Source organism: Noviherbaspirillum sp. UKPF54 (genome assembly GCF_007874125.1).
Lineage (GTDB): Bacteria > Pseudomonadota > Gammaproteobacteria > Burkholderiales > Burkholderiaceae_D > Noviherbaspirillum.
The window spans coordinates 3,895,490-3,912,856 of record NZ_CP040128.1; the positions used below are offsets into that span (position 1 = coordinate 3,895,490).

Here is a 17,367-nt window from a genome sequence, read left to right on the forward strand (position 1 = left end):
CACGGTACACTAAGCGCCCTCTACGATTGTCCCACCATCCTTACAGTTTTCATTCTCCACATAAGGTCAGAAATGCCGGCAAAAATCAAAGGTAAGCATAATCTCCGTCAGCGCAAGAAGCTTCGCTTAGGTGAATTTCAAGAATTTGGATTCGATGTAACCGCCAAGCTCGCAAAGGAACTCACACAGGACGAGCGCACAGCCTTTATTGATGCGTTAATTACTGCAGTTGATGAACAAGGCCTTCTCTTCGGCGGCGGATTTAACGGCGGCTTCGAAGGGTTCCTGGTCGTCGATGCGCTTCGCGGTTCTGTCACTGAGGCACAGAGAGAGTCGTTCAAGAAATGGGCCGAAGCGCGACAGGAACTGAAAGATGTTGTAGTTGGTCCGCTCAAGGATGCGTGGTACAGCACCTGAGTTTTGTTTCATGGAGTGGTCAAGCGCCCTGCGCTCAATGCAGGCAGCATGCATCACGCCTTCGCATCGCTTGCCGGGCGTGTCCGACGGCAAAAGCATATGGGGTCCGACTCTAGCAAGCACCATATGTCGAGTCTGACCCCATATGTGTATGTGTATATGTGCAGCCGCTGCGTCAATCGCGCAGCGTCGCCCTATCCCGCAACCGCTGGCGCAGGGCATGCGCATAAGCGATGGCACGCATGATCATGCCCACGTCCGCCAATCCGGCCTCAAAGCGTAACGGCATGGCCGCAGCGATGAAACGCTGGCATTGGCGCGCGAGATTGCGGCTTTCTCACACGAGCTGTCCCCACAGCTTGCGGCCTTCCCAATAGCGATCATAGGCGGCCGAATCGAAGAACAAGTTCAGGCCCGAGGGGCGGTCGCGCACGATCGTGGTCTTGGCAGAGAAGAACTGGGAAAACGATTCTACTGCAGGAGCTTAAACACGAGCTGCCGCGCTGAAGCAGTAACCGGCTCTCAGGCAGAGACGCTTGAGGCATGGCTATCTATTGGAGAACGATGCGGAATCGATTTGCTGTATGCCCAGGTCGGCTACTGGAAGGATCGCTACGTCATCGCCATTCGTCCGATGCATTCCATCAATCACCCCGGGGAGACCAAAAATCTCCGAGCAACCGCGGTTTTTAATTCTCCATCGTTTTAACAATATGCAGCCAAGCCTGTGCAGCGGCAGACAGTGGTACGCCGTGACGCCAGGCGAGGACGAGTTTCCATCGGAGATGGCTGTGCTTAAGCGGCACGACGGCCATCGTTTCTTTTGCAACCTGATGCGCGATCCCTAATGGAAGAATGAGTCCTCCCGCTTCAGCAGCCACCAGGGCCAATGCAAAATCCAGATGGGTGGTATGCGCGACTTCATTCAAAGGTACATGCTCTTCCCGGAATGCGTCGCGCAGCATGCGAGAAATGACGAACGTATTATCAAACATCACCATCGGAAAATCGGCGAGTTCGCGCAGAAACAGATGCGGTCTGCCTGCCATGTCGTTATTCGCTGACAGGAGAACGGCCATTCCATCGTCGCGTAACGGAAACCAATCAAATTCGCTCCCTAATGGGAGCAACATTGTGGCCATTTCGAGCGACCCGTCGAGAATGTGTTGTTCCAGGCGCTGGGATCCGCTTTGCACCATATTTACCGCGATTCCTGGATAGGTTCGCTTGAACTTTGCAAGCATCGGGGCAAAGATTTCAGCACCTCCCAGTGGCGCTAGCCCGAGAGATAATTCACCCATGCGCAGCTCCCGCATCGCTGCAAGCTCCGACAGAAGCTGCCGGCGGCGGTCAAGCATTGCCTGCGCATGACCATATGTCAGCTCGCCAGCCGGAGTAAGACGAACGCTGACACCCCGTCTGCCCCGTTCTAGCAAGCTCACGTCTAGCTCGTCCTCAAGCTGGCCGATTGCCTTGCTTAACGTGGGTTGCGAGACGTGAAGTTCTTCCGCAGCTTTACTGAAACTGCCGGCTTTTACCACCGCGACAAAATACTGCAGAGATCGCAAATCCATGAGCGTATCTATTTCCATTCCAGATATACATGGATTGTATAGTAATTATTCACTATTTTTATATCTATCTCATGGGTATGCTACCGTCGCTTTGTCACAGTTCATCGTTCAAAACTGCATTTACTGCGGGCCTCGCAGATCAGGCGGCGCGGCAATTTGATGATCAGGACAGCGTGCATGAAGGATGTGCTCTGCTTACTGCTCTAGCAAAGGTGCCGTGTTTGCGCCCAATCCTGCGATTGCCCTCACCGATGCAGCGACATTTGACGATGAAAACCACGACGCACGGGTGTTGGCGAGTAGCAGACCGGTAGCGTCAAGTTTTTGGAGACCCAAGAATGAACTTTGCAATTGTCGTCGCAGCGCTGCTGCTGCTCATGTATATCGCGTATCGCGGCTACAGCGTCATCCTGTTTGCCCCGGTTTGCGCTTTGCTGGCGGTCTTGTTTACCGACCCTGCCTATGTCCTGCCGATGTTTAGCGGGATCTTCATGGAGAAAATGGTTGGCTTCGTGAAGCTGTATTTCCCCGTCTTTTTGCTTGGGGCGATTTTCGGGAAGGTGATCGAGCTGTCCGGGTTTTCACGATCCATCGTTGCGGCCGTGATCCGCTTGGTCGGACGTGAGCGTGCCATGCTCTCGATTGTTATCGTGTGCGCATTGCTGACGTATGGCGGCGTTTCCCTGTTCGTCGTGGTGTTTGCGGTCTATCCGTTTGCGGCTGAGATGTTCCGGCAAAGCGATATTCCCAAGCGGCTCATTCCCGGCACCATCGCTCTTGGCGCCTTCACCTTCACGATGGATTCGTTGCCCGGGACGCCACAAATCCAGAACATCATCCCGACGACCTTCTTCAAGACGAATACCTGGGCTGCCCCATGGCTCGGGACGATCGGCGCTATCTTCATCCTGCTCGTGGGAATGGCATATCTGACTTGGCGTCGCAACGCCGCGCGCACAGCGGGCGAGGGGTACGGAGGTGGTCATGTAAATGAGCCGGAATACGCGCAGGAAGGCAAGCTCGCAAATGCCTTCGTCGCACTTCTGCCGCTGGTGGCCGTGGGCGTGATGAACAAGATTTTTACTCTCGCCATTCCACAATATTTCGGCGCCAAGTTCACCGTCGCGCTTCCAGGACATCCTCTGACTGTCGACGTCGCACCAAACGTCGGGATTTGGGCGGTCGAGGGCGCGTTGTTGATCGGCATCTGCCTCGTCACTGCGTTCGCCTTCAAAGAAGTATCGACAAAATTTGCAGAAGGATCAAAGTCGGCTGTTGCCGGCGCGCTCCTGGCCGCGATGAATACGGCAACCGAGTATGGTTTTGGCGGCATCATTGCAGCATTGCCTGGATTTGCAGTGATCGCCGGTGCAATGAAGGTCATTCCCAATCCGCTCGTAAACGAGGCCGTGACAGTCACCTCGCTCGCCGGGATCACCGGTTCCGCCTCCGGCGGCATGAGTATCGCACTTGCCGCCATGTCCGACACGTTCATCCAGGCCGCCAATGCCGCGCATATTCCTCTGGAAGTCTTGCATCGTATTGCTGCCATGGCGAGCGGCGGCATGGATACATTGCCGCATAACGGAGCGGTGATCACCCTGCTTGCCGTGACTGGACTTACGCACAGGACGTCATATAAGGACATATTTGCTGTGACAGTGATTAAGACCACTGCCGTGTTTGTCGCGATCGGAGCCTATTACCTGTTCGGTATCGTGTAGTTGCCGCTTGATTTTCAAATCGCCTCGGGTCGCCGAAGTATTTAATCATTTTTCTCACTCACGACAGGAAGGAACGCGTCATGCTTAAAGGCAGGCTAGCGGTTGTCACCGGATCAACAAGCGGAATAGGACTGGGCATCGCCCGCGGTCTTGCACGGCAAGGAGCGGACATCCTGCTTAACGGTTTCGGTGACGCAGAGCTGACTCGATCGCTCTGTACGCAGATCAGCGAGGAGTTTCATGTGCGGGTCTTGCATCACGGCGCCGACATGTCTTCCGCGGAGCAGATACGAAATATGATCACCTATGCGGTGAACGAATTCGGGCGGCTCGACATTCTTGTCAATAACGCTGGTATCCAGCATACCGCTACCGTCGACCAGTTCCCTGAAGAGCGATGGGATGCAGTGATTGCAGTGAACTTGTCGTCCAACTTTCATACGATTAAGGCGGCTTTGCCGCACATGAAAGCGCGGAGCTGGGGACGTATCATCAACGTCGCATCGGTGCACGGCTTGGTTGGTTCCATGAACAAATCGGCCTATGTGGCAGCCAAGCATGGCGTCGTTGGACTGACGAAAGTCGTCGCGCTTGAGACGGCTCAGACCGGGATTTCATGCAACGCCATTTGTCCAGGATGGGTATTGACGCCATTAGTCCAGCGCCAGATCGACGATCTTGCCGCACGTGAGAACATCACCAACGAGCAGGCGCAGGCACGGCTTCTGGGCGAAAAGCAGCCCTCGGGCGACTTTGCGACGCCGGAGCAGATTGCGGAATTGGCGGTGTTCTTGTGCTCCGATTCCGCCGCTCAGATCCGCGGTGCTGCGTTCGCCATCGATGGGGGATGGACGGCCCAATAATTCCCGGGCCGTCCGCTTTGACAACGCTGGCATCAACAATGCACCAAACGATGTCATTGGGAGACCGCCACGCTTTTTTCAAGTTTTCCTATTTTTGTCGATCACCGCGGCGATACCCGCATACTGCGGCAGTTTTGCCGCACTGTTGTAGCGTACAAACGCGCCGGTCATTTCAGCGTTGAAATTCGACACGGCCATGTCCGCTTTCGAGAAAGCCAACTGGCGGGTTTGGGTCGGCAGTGCTGGTTCGACGACGGAAATCGGAAGGCGGCGATGTGACCCTGAACAGCCGAACGAAAATACACAAGGACATGCGTCCTGCGGCCACAGCCGAACCGTCAAGGTTGTTATGCAATTTGATTGTTTGCAGGGTGATGCCGTCGCCAAAGTTGGATGGTTAGAAATGCGACTAAGAACATATTACCTGCCAGAACGAGGCCAGTAATCAGTGACGGACGGTGCAACAGGTGGTTGAATTCAAACGGAATGTAAATCCCTCCCGAAAGAGCCCCAAGCCATTCACCCCAAGCGTAATCGTTCCAGAGTCCGTAGCTTTCCAACAGTCTCACCGCGATGTAACCCGACGCCAGAAGAAAAAGCGAGTTCAGGTCGGCGCTAGGTAGAAGGTTGGCGTAATGCAAGAGCACCGACGGATAATGGGCATCCGGATTCAAGTGAAAGCGTCCGATTAGCTCCAGCGCAAAGTGCCGCACATCGTGATGCATAAGGTCAAGAACACCAACGACTGCGGCAAACGCCGCAAGACCCTTGATTGCCTCAAAGGCAGCGATTGCATGCAGAGTGCGCCGTACAGCGACTGGATGTGACGGTACAACTGAGTGGATGGGCTTGGAATCAATCATGTTGGAAGAAATCGGTCCATGCTGAGAACCGTTGGGATCGGTCTGGCGCTCAGCGTACCGTACTACGGCCACAAAGAAGGGTGACATCCAGCAAGAACTGGCTATTTGCAGACATTGGAGCTACCCGGATGATGCTTGCCATCCCGCAGACGCCGCACCGCGACAATTGCACTTGCAACGATCGCGCCCAGAAGGCGTGCTTGGCTTTATGCGCACAGAGTGGTCTTGGCGTAAAGCAGGCGAGTTCTGGAAAATTGTTTTGGGCAAGAGAATGGTGGATAATTCCTGCCCATGAATGACATGACACAACTCCCCCCATTTCCTGACCGTCTATCGGTCGATCCGCGCAGCCCTTACTACAATGCGGCTGTTCTCGAGCACGATGTTGGCATCAAGCTCGATGACAAGGAACGCATCAATGTCGAGGAATATTGCATCAGCGAAGGCTGGATCAAGGTTGCGGCCGGCAAGGCGCGTGACCGCAAGGGCAATCCGATGACGATCAAGGTAAAAGGCAAGGTCGAACCTTTTTACCGATAACGCCTTGCGTAACATAAGAAAGAATGGAAGATGCCGACTGCGACATGGAAGCAAGCGGCCAATCAGTCCGCTATCGTTTTCGGCGACCGTTTCACGAACGGGCCACACGGAGATTTTTAAATTAACCTCCGCACACAAAGCCTCGGACATCTTCGGAAGCAACCGTTCCGGACACAACTCGTTGCTCGACAACGACGCTTTGCGCGTGACAGCTTAATCGTTGAAAAACGACACGCCTATGTCCGCTTTCGAGGAAGCCAACTGAATGGTTTGGATCGATTTCCGCCGATCAACTAAATTCAAACGATGTCTGCTTTAAAGCATTGAGTTGCCGCTAACATAAAACTCCACACGCAATGAAAAAGCCAGCTTTCACACAGCTGGCTTTTTTCATTTTCTCTGTCACTACTTTTTCACTTACTTGGCACAGTTTTCACTATCTGTGTCATCCGACAACATCAAACGTCAATATTGCCCGCCTGCAGCGCATTCAACTCAATGAACGCCCGACGCGGTTCCACATCATCGCCCATCAGCGTGGTGAAAATCTGGTCCGCAGCAATCGCATCCTCGATCTGCACCTTCAGCAGGCGGCGCACGGTCGGGTCCATCGTGGTTTCCCACAGCTGTTCCGGATTCATTTCGCCCAGACCTTTGTAGCGCTGCTTGGACACGCCGCGCTCGGCTTCGTCGCGCAGCCAGTTCATCGCTTCGTGGAAGTCGCGGATCGCGAATTCCTTGGCCTTGTCGCCCTGGCCTCGGCGCACCATCGCGCCGGCACCGATCAGGCCCTTGAAGGTGGCGGCGGCGTTGGCCAGCACGAGGTAGTCGGCGCCGTGCACGAAGTCGGCGTCGATCGTGCTGATCTTCAGGTTGCCGAAATGGCGGCGCTGGATGGAGAGCAGGTGCTTGTCGGACAGCTCGTCGGACTTCACGACGACTTCGACGCTCGGATCGTTGATGGCCTTGGTCAGCGCCTGCGCGGAGCTTGCCGCGTTCTCGGCGCTGTCGAGGTTGAGCGTGACGCCGTTCATGATGGCCGACAGCGCGGCATCGTCGACGGCGCGCGACAGGCGCATGATGATCGCATTGGCGGTGTTGTACTGGCGCACCAGTTCCGACAGCGCGTCGCCGACGACCGGATTGGCGCCTTCGGCCGGGATCAGGGCGGCGTCGTGCAGCGCGATCTGCATCATGTAGCTGGCTTCTTCGACATCGTCCTTCAGGTAGCGCTCGTCCTTGCCGTGCTTGACCTTGTACAGCGGCGGCTGCGCGATGTAGACGTGGCCGCGCTCGACCAGCTGCGGCATCTGGCGATACAAGAGCGTCAACAGCAGGGTGCGGATGTGGGCGCCGTCAACGTCCGCGTCGGTCATGATGATGATGCGGTGGTAGCGCAGCTTCTCGACGTTGAATTCGTCCGGGCCGATCGAGGTGCCGAGCGTGGCGATCAGCGTGGTAATCTGCTCGGAGGACAGCATCTTTTCGAAGCGCGCCTTTTCAACGTTCAGGACCTTGCCGCGCAGCGGCAGGATCGCCTGGAACTTGCGGTCGCGGCCCTGCTTGGCGGAGCCGCCTGCGGAGTCACCCTCGACGATGTACAGTTCGCACAGCGCCGGGTCCTTCTCCTGGCAGTCGGCCAGTTTCGCGGACAGGCCCAGGCCATCCATCACGCCCTTGCGGCGCGTCAGTTCGCGCGCCTTGCGGGCGGCTTCGCGCGCGCGGGCGGCTTCGACGATCTTGCCGCAGATGATCTTCGCGTCGTTCGGCTTTTCCATCAAAAAATCCGTCAAGGTCTTCGCGACGATTTCCTCGACCGGACCGCGCACTTCGCTTGATACCAGCTTGTCCTTGGTCTGCGAGCTGAACTTCGGCTCGGGCACTTTCACCGACAGCACGCAGGTCAGGCCCTCGCGCATGTCGTCGCCGGCGATTTCGACTTTCGCTTTTTTCGCGAAATCGTTTTCTTCGATGTACTTGTTGATCACACGCGTCATCGCGGCGCGCAGGCCGGTCAGGTGGGTGCCGCCGTCGCGCTGCGGGATGTTGTTGGTGAAGCACAGCACCTGTTCGTTGAACGCGTCGTTCCATTGCATGGAGACATCCACGCTGATCGTGGTGCCCTGGTCCGAGACTTTTTCGCCGGTGGCCTGGAAGACGGTCGGGTGCAGTACGTTCTTGTTCTTGTTGATGTACTCGACGAAGCCGCGGGTGCCGCCTTCGAACGCGAAGTCTTCTTCCTTGCCGGTGCGCTGGTCGGTGAGCTTGATGTGCACGCCGTTGTTGAGGAACGAGAGTTCGCGGATGCGCTTGGCCAGGATGTCGTAGTGGAATTCGACGTGGGTGAAGATTTCCTCGTCAGCCCAGAAGTGCACTTCGGTGCCGCGCTTGTCGGTTTCGCCGATGACCTTGATCGGGGAGACGGTGACGCCGTCCTGTACCTCGATTTCGCGGTTCTGCGGCACGCCCTTGGCGAAGTCCATCGTGTGGACCTTGCCGTCGCGGCGGATGGTCAGGCGCAGCAGTTTCGACAGCGCGTTCACGCAGGACACGCCCACGCCGTGCAGGCCGCCGGAAACTTTATAGGAGTTCTGGTCGAACTTGCCGCCGGCGTGCAGCTCGGTCATCACGATTTCGGCGGCGCTGCGCTTGGGCTCGTGCTTGTCGTCCCACTTGATGCCGGTCGGGATGCCGCGGCCATTGTCGGTGATGGAAATCGAATTGTCAGCGTGGATGGTGACGTGGATTTCGGAGCAGTAGCCAGCCAGCGCTTCGTCGATCGAATTGTCGAGCACTTCGAATACCAGGTGGTGCAAGCCCGTGCCGTCCGACGTGTCACCGATGTACATGCCGGGGCGCTTGCGCACCGCTTCCAGGCCTTCGAGGATCTGGATCGAGGACGCACCGTACTGGCTTTGTTGCGGCTGGGAGTTTTCTTGAGGGATCGCGGACATGGCTGCCTTCTGATAAAACGAACTACGACTGAAAGAACGAAACGCTTGATGCCTTGTCTTCACTCTCTGCCAAGAGAAGAAAGTCGATCAGCGAAAAATTTAAGAATCCAAAAATGCAGCAAAGGGGCTCGCTTCACCCACAGCGGCCCCCTTGCGAATAGCGTTAATTAATCAATCAAATACGCATCGGCATCACGACGTACTTGAAGTCGGCGTTATCCGGTATCGTAATCAATGCCGATGAATTGGCGTCGCCCAGCGCGACATTCACATTGTCGCACTTGAGGTTGTTCAGCACATCGAGCAGGTAGGTGACGTTAAAGCCGATGTCGATGCTGTCGCCGCCGTAATCGATTTCGAGTTCTTCGACCGCTTCTTCCTGGTCGGCGTTGGTCGAGCTGATCTTCAGGCTGCCGGGGCTGATGATGCAGCGCACGCCCTTGAACTTATCGCTGGTCATGATCGCCGCGCGCTGCAGCGAATGCAGCAGGGTCTGGCGGTCGATCGTGAAGTTGTTCTTGTACCCCTTCGGGATCACGCGCGTGTAGTCGGGGAACTTGCCCTCGACCAGCTTGGAAATCAGTTCGATGTCGGCAAACGTCAGCTTCACCTGGTTGGCCGCAATCTCGAGGTCGACCGGATTGTCCAGGTCTTCCAACAGACGCTGCAATTCCAGGATCGTCTTGCGCGGGATGATCACTTCCTGGCGCGCGAAATCCTGGTCGGTCTCGACCTGGCAGAACGCCAGGCGGTGACCATCGGTGGCGACGGCGATCACGTTCTTGCCGTCGACCACCAGCAGCATGCCGTTCAGGTAGTAGCGGATATCCTGCTGCGCCATCGAGAAGTGCACCATGTTGAACAGGTGCTTCAGGGTCTTTTGCGGCAGCGTGACTTTTGCGTTGAACTGTTCGGCTTGCGCCACGGTCGGGAATTCTTCGGCGGCCAGCGTCTGCAGCGCGAAGCGCGACTTGCCGGACTGGACCGTCATGCGCTTGTTCGCCAGCGTCAGCGACACGTCGCCGGAGTCTGGCAGGGCGCGCAGGATGTCGAGCAGCTTGCGGGCGGCGACCGTGGTGGACGCGACTTCGGGGCCGCTGCCGACGTCGGCGTGCGTGGTGATCTGCACTTCGATGTCGGTGGACAGGAACGACACCTTTTCACCGTCCTTGCGAATGAGGATATTGGCCAGAATCGGCAGCGTGTGCCGACGCTCGACAATACCGCTCACGATCTGCAAAGGCCGGAGTAGCGTGTCTCGTTGGGTTTTAACCAATTGCATGCTTTTGTCCTTGTAGTAATAGTTGAGACGATGCCTTGATGCGGGATGGCCGGGAAAAGGCATGTCTAAAAAAGGCAGACATCCACCGGTTTACCCAAGCCTCTATTTTGACAGAAAAGGCCCCTTTCCAAGATAACTAAGTGCGGGTTTTGCCCTCACTACAAGCAGGGCAAATGCCGTTTCTTGCCAGAAGACAATACCCCCGGCATGCTGAGCAATTCCATCATGTCCATGCTTTCGGGCCGCCGGCGGCTCTCTGCTCAAGAATTAGGCAGACCCCACCCTTTAGTTATCCACAAGCCAATAGGCAGCGCATCATCCCTTGAGTGTTTGTTCCAGTACGTGTAATTCGTGGTTGACTTCCGGGTTCTTGGAGCGGTCGGCGGCGATCTTGCGCACCGCGTGCAGCACGGTCGTATGGTCGCGACCGCCGAATAATTCGCCAATCTCTGGCAAGCTCTTTTGCGTTAATTCCTTGGCAAGGTACATCGCAATCTGGCGCGGCCGTGCGATATTCGCCGGGCGCTTCTTGGAGTACATGTCGGCAACTTTGATGTTGAAAAAGTCGGCGACCGTCTTCTGGATGTTCTCGACCGATATCTGTCTATTTTGGACCGAAAGCAAATCTTTCAATGCCTCTTTGACAACATCGATCGTAATATCTTTGCCGTGGAAACGCGAGTACGCAAGGATCTTGCGCAGCGCGCCTTCCAGTTCGCGCACGTTCGAGCGCAAATGCTTGGCCACGAAAAACGCCACGTCGTCGGACAGCACCACGCCTTCGGATGCCGCTTTTTTCAGCAGAATCGCGACCCGCATTTCCAGTTCCGGCGGTTCGACCGCGACCGTCAGTCCCGAGTCGAAACGCGAAATCAGGCGGTCGTCCATGCCGCTGATTTCCTTCGGATAGGTATCGCTGGTGATGATGATTTGTTTCTTTGCGGCAATCAACGCCTCGAACGCATAGAAGAATTCTTCCTGCGTGCGGCTCTTGCCGGCAAAGAACTGGATATCGTCGATCAGCAGCATGTCCAGCGAGTGGTAATAGCGCTTGAAGTCGTCGAAGCCCTTACGTTGGTAAGCGGTCACTACGTCACGAACGTACTGCTCTGCGTGGATGTAACGGATCTTGACATTCGGCTTTTCAGCCAGCAACTGGTTGCCGATGGCGTGGATCAGGTGGGTTTTACCGAGGCCCACGCCGCCATACAGGAACAGCGGGTTGTAGGAAACGCCGGGATTGTTGGCAACCTGGATGGCCGCGGCGCGCGCCAACTGGTTCGCTTTACCGGTGACGAAACTCTCGAAAGTGAGCGCGTCATTGATCTTGCTCTGGTCGCGGCGCGTCGTTACTTCCATTGCAATATCGACACGATCATGCACTTCCGGCATATCGACCAGAGGGCCGCTGTTACCGACAGGGGCGGCCGGCATCGGCGCCGGCTTTTTCGCGCCGGTGCGCGGGTCGAGCACGAACTGCACGTCGATCGGCATCTGCCAGTGTTCCGACGCCAGGGTCGTAATGCGGCTGGCGAATTGGGTCTTCACCCAATCCAGTTTGAAGCGGTTCGGTGCGGCGATGCGCAGCCGGCCGTCTTCATAATCGAGCGGGACCAGCGGTTTAATCCATGCACTAAATTGCTGAGGCGTCAGTTCCTGCTCCAATACAGCGGAGCAACTCTGCCAAAAATTTTCCATGAATTTCTTTTATTGATAGTGTGCGTGGAATCGGAACACGCGGCCCGGATGGGCACAAAACCGTTGTGCGGACAGTCCGCTGCACAGGGAGCGCGAAGCGGGCGCGCCGGCATCCTGAAGATGTCCACACGGGACCGGTATTCTAACCTTGGCGAAGCAAGTTATCCACAGGACTCGTCATTTTCCCTACACAAAAAAGTGCTTGCCAATGTGGATAATTTGAGCATAGGGAATAAATACCTGGAGACAGCTTAGCCTCTTGGCAACCTATTGCCTATACGAGAAGAAGCCGCCCCTTGGCAGCGTCCGACGGCGCCCCGAATGCCTTCTAAGTGATTGACAGGCAAGCAGAAATCAGTGTCTAATTGCGGGTTCACTGCCTGTTGCGTTTTGCGCGTGCAAAACAAGAATGGGCTGACGTGATGATCCAACCCATTTTTGCTGACTAGCGAGACCAATAATGAAACGTACTTACCAACCTTCCGTCGTCCGCCGCAAGCGCACCCACGGTTTCCGCGTGCGTATGGCTACCCGCGGTGGCCGCGCTGTGCTCAACGCACGTCGCGCCAAGGGCCGCAAGCGCCTGGCTGTCTAAGCCAAGCACTGCCCCGCAATAGCTGCTGGCGTGAGCGAAGCGTATTCACGCGACCGGCGTATCGTTAAAACGGATGAGTTTTCATCCGTTTTTCGTTTGCGGCCCGTGCAGCGCAGCGCGCATTTCGTCCTGTATGCGCGCCACAACCAGCTGGACCGTGCGCGCCTGGGCGTCATCGCCGCCAAGCGCTTCGCGCCGCGCGCGGTCACGCGCAACACGATCAAGCGCATCACGCGCGAATTGTTCCGCCAATCGGCCCTGCCGGCGATCGATTGCATCGTCCGGCTATCCAAGTCAGTGAATACCAAAGCCGAGCCGGCCACCACCGTCCGGCTCAAGACCACACTGCGCCGCGAGCTGGCACAATTGCTGCGCTCGCAAGCCATCCGGGAAGAGCGTCAATGAAAACGCTTTTGCTGTTACTATTGCGCGCGTACAAGCTGGGCGTCAGCCCCTTCCTCGGCCAGAATTGCCGTTTTTATCCGAGCTGCTCGGACTACGCCGCGCAAGCGATCCGCGAACATGGGCCGGCCAGAGGCGGATGGCTGGCCGCGAAGCGCTTGTGCAAATGCCATCCGTGGCATCCGGGCGGACTGGATCCGGTTCCGCAGAATCCATCCGGCAAGCCGGCCGCGCCAGCCTGCCGCCACCGCTGAATTCCAGACTATTTTTCATACATACACTTATGGATATCAAACGTACCGTTCTGTGGGTTGTATTCTCGTTGTCCCTGCTGCTGATATGGGACAACTGGATGCGCTATAACGGCAAGCAGTCGATGTTCTTCCCGACGCCGGCCACGCAGCAAGCCAAACCCGCAGCCACCGGCGGCGCCAAGTCCGACGTGCCGCAGGCCAGCACGCCCGCCGCGACGCCGGCGGCCGTGCCGGGCGCAGCCGCACCCGCCAAGGGCGAGATCGTCACCATCACGACCGACGTGATCAAGGCGCAGATCGATACGCTGGGCGGCGAGCTGAAGTACCTGGAGCTGCTCAAGCATAAGGACACCGTCGATCCGACCAAGAATGTCGTGCTGTTCGACGCCGCGCAAAACCACGTCTACCTCGCGCAAAGCGGCCTGATCGGCGCGCAGAACGCGTCCTTCCCGACCCACAAGTCGCCCTTCGTCGCCAAGCCCGGCCCGCGCGCGCTGGACGGCAGCGACGAGTTGCAGCTGGTGCTGGAATCGAGCGAAGGCGGCGTCAAGCTGACCAAGACCTACGTGTTCAAGCGCGGCTCGTACATCATCGACGTCAAGCACGCGGTGACCAACGAGCAGAGCGCGCCGGTCAACCCGTCGCTGTACGTGCAGCTGGTCCGCGACGGCAACAAGCCGGAAGGCGAATCGCGTTTCTACAGCACCTTCACAGGCCCGGCCGTCTATACGGACGCGGAGAAATTCCAGAAGCTCGATTTCAAGAAGATCGAGGAAGGCAAGGCGGAACACGCGAAAAAGGCCGACAACGGCTGGATCGCGCTGGTGCAGCATTACTTCGTGTCGGCCATCGTGCCGCCGCAAAACGCACCCCGTGAAATCTTCACCAAGAAGGTCGACACCAACCTGTACGCCGTCGGCACCATCCTGCCGCTGGGCACGATCGCGCCCGGCGCCACCAAGACCATGGACACGGTGCTGTATTCCGGTCCGGAAGAAGCGGCCGTGCTGGAAAAGATCGCACCGGGCCTGGAACTGGTGAAGGACTACGGCTGGCTGACCATCGTGGCCAAGCCGATCTTCTGGCTGATGAACCAGATCCACAAGGTACTGGGCAACTGGGGCTGGACCATCATCGCGCTCACCGTCCTGATCAAGCTCGCGTTCTTCCCGCTGTCGGCAGCCAGCTACCGCAGCATGGCGAAGATGAAGACCGTCACGCCGAAGATGCAAGCGATCCGCGAGCGCTACAAGTCCGATCCGCAAAAGATGAACCAGGCGATGATGGAACTGTACAAGACCGAGAAGATCAACCCGCTCGGCGGCTGCCTGCCGATCGTGGTGCAGATTCCGGTGTTCATCGCGCTGTACTGGGTGCTGCTGGCCTCGGTCGAGATGCGCAACGCGCCGTGGCTGGGCTGGATCCACGACCTGGCCGCGCCGGACCCGTTCTACATCCTGCCGGTCGTAATGGCCGTGTCGATGTTCATCCAGACCAAGCTCAACCCGACGCCGCCGGACCCGGTGCAGGCGAAGGTGATGATGTTCATGCCGATCGTGTTCTCGGTCATGTTCTTCTTCTTCCCGGCCGGCCTGGTGCTGTACTGGGTAGTGAACAACGTGTTGTCGATCGCCCAGCAGTGGGTAATCACGAAGAAGATCGAAGGCGGCAAGACGGCGTAACGTCGGCCGCATTCACGACAAGCCCGCGCCTTGCGCGGGCTTTTTACTTTGCTATGGCAATAAATGCCACGCCGGCTCTCTTGGCTTGTTGACGTACAGCAACAGCATTTGCCCCGGACGGCAGTTACAATCATTGACATGAATTACGACTCTTCCCCCATCGCGGCCATTGCGACCGCCCCGGGGCGCGGCGGCATCGGCGTGGTGCGCGTGTCCGGCAAAGACTTGAGCAGCGTGATGCAAGCCGTGTGCGGCAGCGCGCAGCTGAAACCGCGCTACGCGACCTATCTGCCATTCCTGAACGAAGACGGCAGCGCCATCGACCAGGGCATCGCGCTCTACTTCAAGGCGCCGCATTCGTACACCGGCGAGGATGTGCTGGAATTGCAAGGCCACGGCGGGCCGATCGTGCTGCAGATGCTGCTGCAGCGCTGCTTGGCAGCCGGCAAGGACATCGGCCTGCGCATGGCGCAGCCGGGCGAATTCACGCACCGCGCCTTCATTAACGACAAGCTGGACCTGGCGCAGGCCGAGGCGGTGGCCGACCTGATCGAGGCGTCGACCGAAGCGGCGGCCAAATCGGCCTCGCAATCGCTGTCGGGCGTGTTCTCGAAAACCATCCACGACCTGGTCGACAAGGTGGTGCACCTGCGCATGCTGGTGGAAGCGACGCTCGACTTCCCGGAGGAGGAAATCGATTTCTTGGAAAAATCGGATGCGCGCGGCCAGCTCGAGCGTATCCGCGCCGACCTCGAAAAAATCTTTACCGAGGCCGCGCAGGGCGCGTTGCTGCGCGACGGCTTGAACGTGGTGCTGGCGGGCCAGCCGAATGTCGGCAAGTCGTCGCTGCTGAACGCGCTGGCCGGCGCCGACGTGGCCATCGTCACGCCGATTGCAGGCACCACGCGCGACAAGGTGACCGAGACGATCCAGATGGAAGGTGTGCCGCTCAACATCATCGACACGGCGGGCATCCGCGACGCCGGCGACGAAGTGGAGCGCATCGGCATCGAGCGCACCTGGGGCGAAGTGCGCAAGGCGGACGTGATCGTGCACCTGCTCGACGCCAGCCGCGGCCCCACGCGCGGCGACGAGGATATTCTCGAACGCCTGCCGCCCGGCGTGCCGGTGCTGCGGGTGTGGAACAAGATCGACCTGTCGGGACACAAGCCGGCCATCGACCGCATGCCGGATGCGACGCACATCTATCTGTCGGCAGCCGAGCGCACCGGCATCGACCTGCTGCGCGCCGAACTGCTGCGGGTGGCGGGTTGGCAGCAGACCGGCGAGTCGCGCTTCTTGGCGCGCGAGCGGCACCTGCTGGCGTTAAAGGCGGCGCGCGATCATCTGGAGATTGCCGCGCTGCATGCGGCCAAGGATAGCCAGATCAATGACGCGTCGCTGGACTTGCTGGCGGAGGAATTGCGGCTGGCGCAGGAGCGCCTGAACAGCATCACCGGCGAGTTCACGTCGGATGATTTGCTCGGAGTGATCTTCAGCCGCTTCTGTATCGGGAAATAGGTGGCATGCCGCGCGGTCGCGGCGCTTGCCGTCGGCCCGCCTCGCGCGGGCCCTCTTTCATTACAAGAGCTACCAATGGCGGTGATGGCCGCCCCAGCCGTGCCTGCCGCCGCTCCAATAACCGAAATTGAATCCAAACGTGATCGGAGGCTCGACGTACACGGGCGCCGGTTGTACATAGACAGGCCCAGGTGTGCTGTACCCGTAATATACCGGCGCGGCTTGGTAATATGGCCCTTGGCTATACACTGGCGCCGGTTCATACACTGCGCAGCCGCCCAGCAATGAAGACAAGGCGAATGCAGCTGCCGCGGCCTTCCATACGATTTTCATGATCCGACTTCCTTTCCCTCCAAGTATAGGAAAGGAATAAGAACTGGCAGAAACTATTACGTCTCCTTACACGTTTTAGCAACACATAACGCCCCGTTGTACGGCCCTGTTCCAATAACGGCACGCATATCGTTCGCTTAGCATCAATTTGCGCTGTGCCTCACGCCGCTCGCTGGTTACAATGCCGATTCCGACTGGCGATATTAGTGATGCGGCGCACCGGCTGCTAACAAGGGAAAAATGAAACGTTCGACATCTTCATTGGCGGTCTTGGTGGCTGCAGCTTTCTGTCTTAGCCATACGGTTGTCGCGGCCGAGCCGACTGAAAAAGTCCACCCCCTGCAGATAGTGCAATTCAAAGCAGGGAGCTATGCCTGCAACTCGAAAGAGGCCCTTGAAAAGGCGTCGGAATATGCCCACCGAAACGAGCAGGCGGATTTCCGGGAGATGTTCAGCAACAAGTTCTGCATCGAACTGCCCAAGGATGCACAGTTCAAAGTCCTGCGCATCGCGAACATCCATCCGGCGTTCGACGTTATCGAAGTTACCAATGCCAAAAACACTGAAGCGGTCACTGGCATGTTCGCCGAATGGGATTACTAGGGCAATTTCAGCCTGACTGCAGCGTCGATCCCGGACGCTTTACCGCTAGACCAACTTCCGTA

Annotated in this window: 16 protein-coding genes; 10 read left to right on the top strand and 6 right to left on the bottom strand. The window is 57.8% G+C overall.

All coding sequences use genetic code 11. From position 1 onward, the window contains the following. Positions 1–72 precede the first annotated feature (72 nt). Positions 73–417 carry a 50S ribosome-binding protein YggL gene (locus FAY22_RS18020; protein WP_146331757.1) on the top strand — a complete coding sequence of 115 codons (345 nt, stop codon included), beginning with the start codon at positions 73–75 and terminating at the stop codon, positions 415–417. Between the two features lie 689 nt (positions 418–1,106). Here FAY22_RS18020 and FAY22_RS18025 read toward each other — a convergent pair. Then, on the bottom strand, positions 1,107–1,991 hold the full coding sequence (locus tag FAY22_RS18025; protein ID WP_168204878.1) for a LysR substrate-binding domain-containing protein: 885 nt from the start codon (positions 1,989–1,991) through the stop codon (positions 1,107–1,109). A gap of 338 nt (positions 1,992–2,329) precedes the next feature. Between FAY22_RS18025 and FAY22_RS18030 the strand changes: the two genes are divergently transcribed. Together FAY22_RS18030 and FAY22_RS18035 are read left to right on the top strand one after the other, a co-directional pair. Beyond that, positions 2,330–3,715: a GntP family permease gene (locus FAY22_RS18030; protein WP_146331761.1), complete on the top strand. Its 1,386-nt coding sequence runs from the start codon at positions 2,330–2,332 to the stop codon at positions 3,713–3,715. A gap of 80 nt (positions 3,716–3,795) precedes the next feature. Then, positions 3,796–4,578, top strand: a complete 783-nt coding sequence (locus FAY22_RS18035) for a 3-hydroxybutyrate dehydrogenase (protein WP_146331763.1) — start codon at positions 3,796–3,798, stop codon at positions 4,576–4,578. Positions 4,579–4,656: 78 nt separating this feature from the next. Here the strand turns inward: FAY22_RS18035 and FAY22_RS18040 are convergent, their stop codons facing one another. Both FAY22_RS18040 and FAY22_RS18045 read right to left on the bottom strand, forming a co-directional pair. Continuing rightward, the gene (locus FAY22_RS18040) at positions 4,657–4,920 is read right to left on the bottom strand and encodes a hypothetical protein (protein ID WP_146331765.1); all 264 of its coding nucleotides are present in this window, start codon (positions 4,918–4,920) and stop codon (positions 4,657–4,659) included. Positions 4,921–4,925: 5 nt separating this feature from the next. Then, positions 4,926–5,441 (bottom strand): DUF2127 domain-containing protein, encoded by a 516-nt coding sequence (locus FAY22_RS18045; RefSeq protein ID WP_146331767.1) that lies wholly within the window; start codon positions 5,439–5,441, stop codon positions 4,926–4,928. A 291-nt stretch (positions 5,442–5,732) separates the two neighbouring features. On the opposite strand from FAY22_RS18045, the gene FAY22_RS18050 reads away from it, so the two are divergent. After that, complete coding sequence (locus FAY22_RS18050; RefSeq protein ID WP_146331769.1) at positions 5,733–5,981, top strand: DUF3297 family protein; 249 nt, start codon at positions 5,733–5,735, stop codon at positions 5,979–5,981. 458 nt (positions 5,982–6,439) lie between these two features. Here the strand turns inward: FAY22_RS18050 and gyrB are convergent, their stop codons facing one another. The 3 genes from gyrB to dnaA all read right to left on the bottom strand — a co-directional run bounded on the left by gyrB (position 6,440) and on the right by dnaA (position 11,915). Further along, positions 6,440–8,935 carry a DNA topoisomerase (ATP-hydrolyzing) subunit B gene (gene gyrB, locus FAY22_RS18055; RefSeq protein ID WP_146331771.1) on the bottom strand — a complete coding sequence of 832 codons (2,496 nt, stop codon included), beginning with the start codon at positions 8,933–8,935 and terminating at the stop codon, positions 6,440–6,442. Between the two features lie 175 nt (positions 8,936–9,110). Beyond that, positions 9,111–10,217, bottom strand: coding sequence for a DNA polymerase III subunit beta (dnaN, locus tag FAY22_RS18060; RefSeq protein WP_146331773.1), 1,107 nt, complete (start codon positions 10,215–10,217; stop codon positions 9,111–9,113). 315 nt (positions 10,218–10,532) lie between these two features. Beyond that, positions 10,533–11,915 carry a chromosomal replication initiator protein DnaA gene (dnaA, locus tag FAY22_RS18065; RefSeq protein WP_146331775.1) on the bottom strand — a complete coding sequence of 461 codons (1,383 nt, stop codon included), beginning with the start codon at positions 11,913–11,915 and terminating at the stop codon, positions 10,533–10,535. Between the two features lie 460 nt (positions 11,916–12,375). Between dnaA and rpmH the strand changes: the two genes are divergently transcribed. From rpmH to FAY22_RS18100, 6 genes are all read left to right on the top strand, one after another. After that, a complete protein-coding gene (gene rpmH / locus FAY22_RS18070; RefSeq protein ID WP_040041456.1) occupies positions 12,376–12,510 on the top strand; it encodes a 50S ribosomal protein L34 in 135 nt (44 codons plus the stop codon). A gap of 105 nt (positions 12,511–12,615) precedes the next feature. After that, complete coding sequence (locus tag FAY22_RS18075) at positions 12,616–12,915, top strand: ribonuclease P protein component (protein WP_371417307.1); 300 nt, start codon at positions 12,616–12,618, stop codon at positions 12,913–12,915. After that, the gene (yidD, locus tag FAY22_RS18080) at positions 12,912–13,166 is read left to right on the top strand and encodes a membrane protein insertion efficiency factor YidD (RefSeq protein ID WP_146331779.1); all 255 of its coding nucleotides are present in this window, start codon (positions 12,912–12,914) and stop codon (positions 13,164–13,166) included. The genes FAY22_RS18075 and yidD overlap by 4 nt, the downstream gene beginning before the upstream one ends. A 29-nt stretch (positions 13,167–13,195) precedes the next feature. Continuing rightward, positions 13,196–14,848 carry a membrane protein insertase YidC gene (gene yidC / locus FAY22_RS18085; RefSeq protein ID WP_146331781.1) on the top strand — a complete coding sequence of 551 codons (1,653 nt, stop codon included), beginning with the start codon at positions 13,196–13,198 and terminating at the stop codon, positions 14,846–14,848. 138 nt (positions 14,849–14,986) lie between these two features. Then, entirely contained in the window at positions 14,987–16,369 is a 1,383-nt protein-coding gene (mnmE, locus tag FAY22_RS18090; protein WP_146331783.1) for a tRNA uridine-5-carboxymethylaminomethyl(34) synthesis GTPase MnmE, read from the top strand. Positions 16,370–16,942: 573 nt separating this feature from the next. Continuing rightward, positions 16,943–17,305, top strand: coding sequence for a hypothetical protein (locus FAY22_RS18100; RefSeq protein WP_146331787.1), 363 nt, complete (start codon positions 16,943–16,945; stop codon positions 17,303–17,305). Positions 17,306–17,367: the final 62 nt, after the last annotated feature.

Excerpts from the sequence above, each read along its gene's own strand:
- FAY22_RS18100 (WP_146331787.1), top strand. The coding sequence starts at position 16,943 with ATGAAACGTTCGACATCTTCATTGGCGGTCTTGGTGGCTGCAGCTTTC.
- rpmH (WP_040041456.1), top strand. The coding sequence starts at position 12,376 with ATGAAACGTACTTACCAACCTTCCGTCGTCCGCCGCAAGCGCACCCAC.
- mnmE (WP_146331783.1), top strand. The coding sequence starts at position 14,987 with ATGAATTACGACTCTTCCCCCATCGCGGCCATTGCGACCGCCCCGGGG.
- yidC (WP_146331781.1), top strand. The coding sequence starts at position 13,196 with ATGGATATCAAACGTACCGTTCTGTGGGTTGTATTCTCGTTGTCCCTG.
- dnaN (WP_146331773.1), bottom strand. The coding sequence starts at position 10,217 with ATGCAATTGGTTAAAACCCAACGAGACACGCTACTCCGGCCTTTGCAG.
- FAY22_RS18020 (WP_146331757.1), top strand. The coding sequence starts at position 73 with ATGCCGGCAAAAATCAAAGGTAAGCATAATCTCCGTCAGCGCAAGAAG.
- yidD (WP_146331779.1), top strand. The coding sequence starts at position 12,912 with ATGAAAACGCTTTTGCTGTTACTATTGCGCGCGTACAAGCTGGGCGTC.
- FAY22_RS18030 (WP_146331761.1), top strand. The coding sequence starts at position 2,330 with ATGAACTTTGCAATTGTCGTCGCAGCGCTGCTGCTGCTCATGTATATC.
- dnaA (WP_146331775.1), bottom strand. The coding sequence starts at position 11,915 with ATGGAAAATTTTTGGCAGAGTTGCTCCGCTGTATTGGAGCAGGAACTG.
- FAY22_RS18025 (WP_168204878.1), bottom strand. The coding sequence starts at position 1,991 with ATGGATTTGCGATCTCTGCAGTATTTTGTCGCGGTGGTAAAAGCCGGC.
- FAY22_RS18050 (WP_146331769.1), top strand. The coding sequence starts at position 5,733 with ATGAATGACATGACACAACTCCCCCCATTTCCTGACCGTCTATCGGTC.
- FAY22_RS18035 (WP_146331763.1), top strand. The coding sequence starts at position 3,796 with ATGCTTAAAGGCAGGCTAGCGGTTGTCACCGGATCAACAAGCGGAATA.
- FAY22_RS18045 (WP_146331767.1), bottom strand. The coding sequence starts at position 5,441 with ATGATTGATTCCAAGCCCATCCACTCAGTTGTACCGTCACATCCAGTC.
- gyrB (WP_146331771.1), bottom strand. The coding sequence starts at position 8,935 with ATGTCCGCGATCCCTCAAGAAAACTCCCAGCCGCAACAAAGCCAGTAC.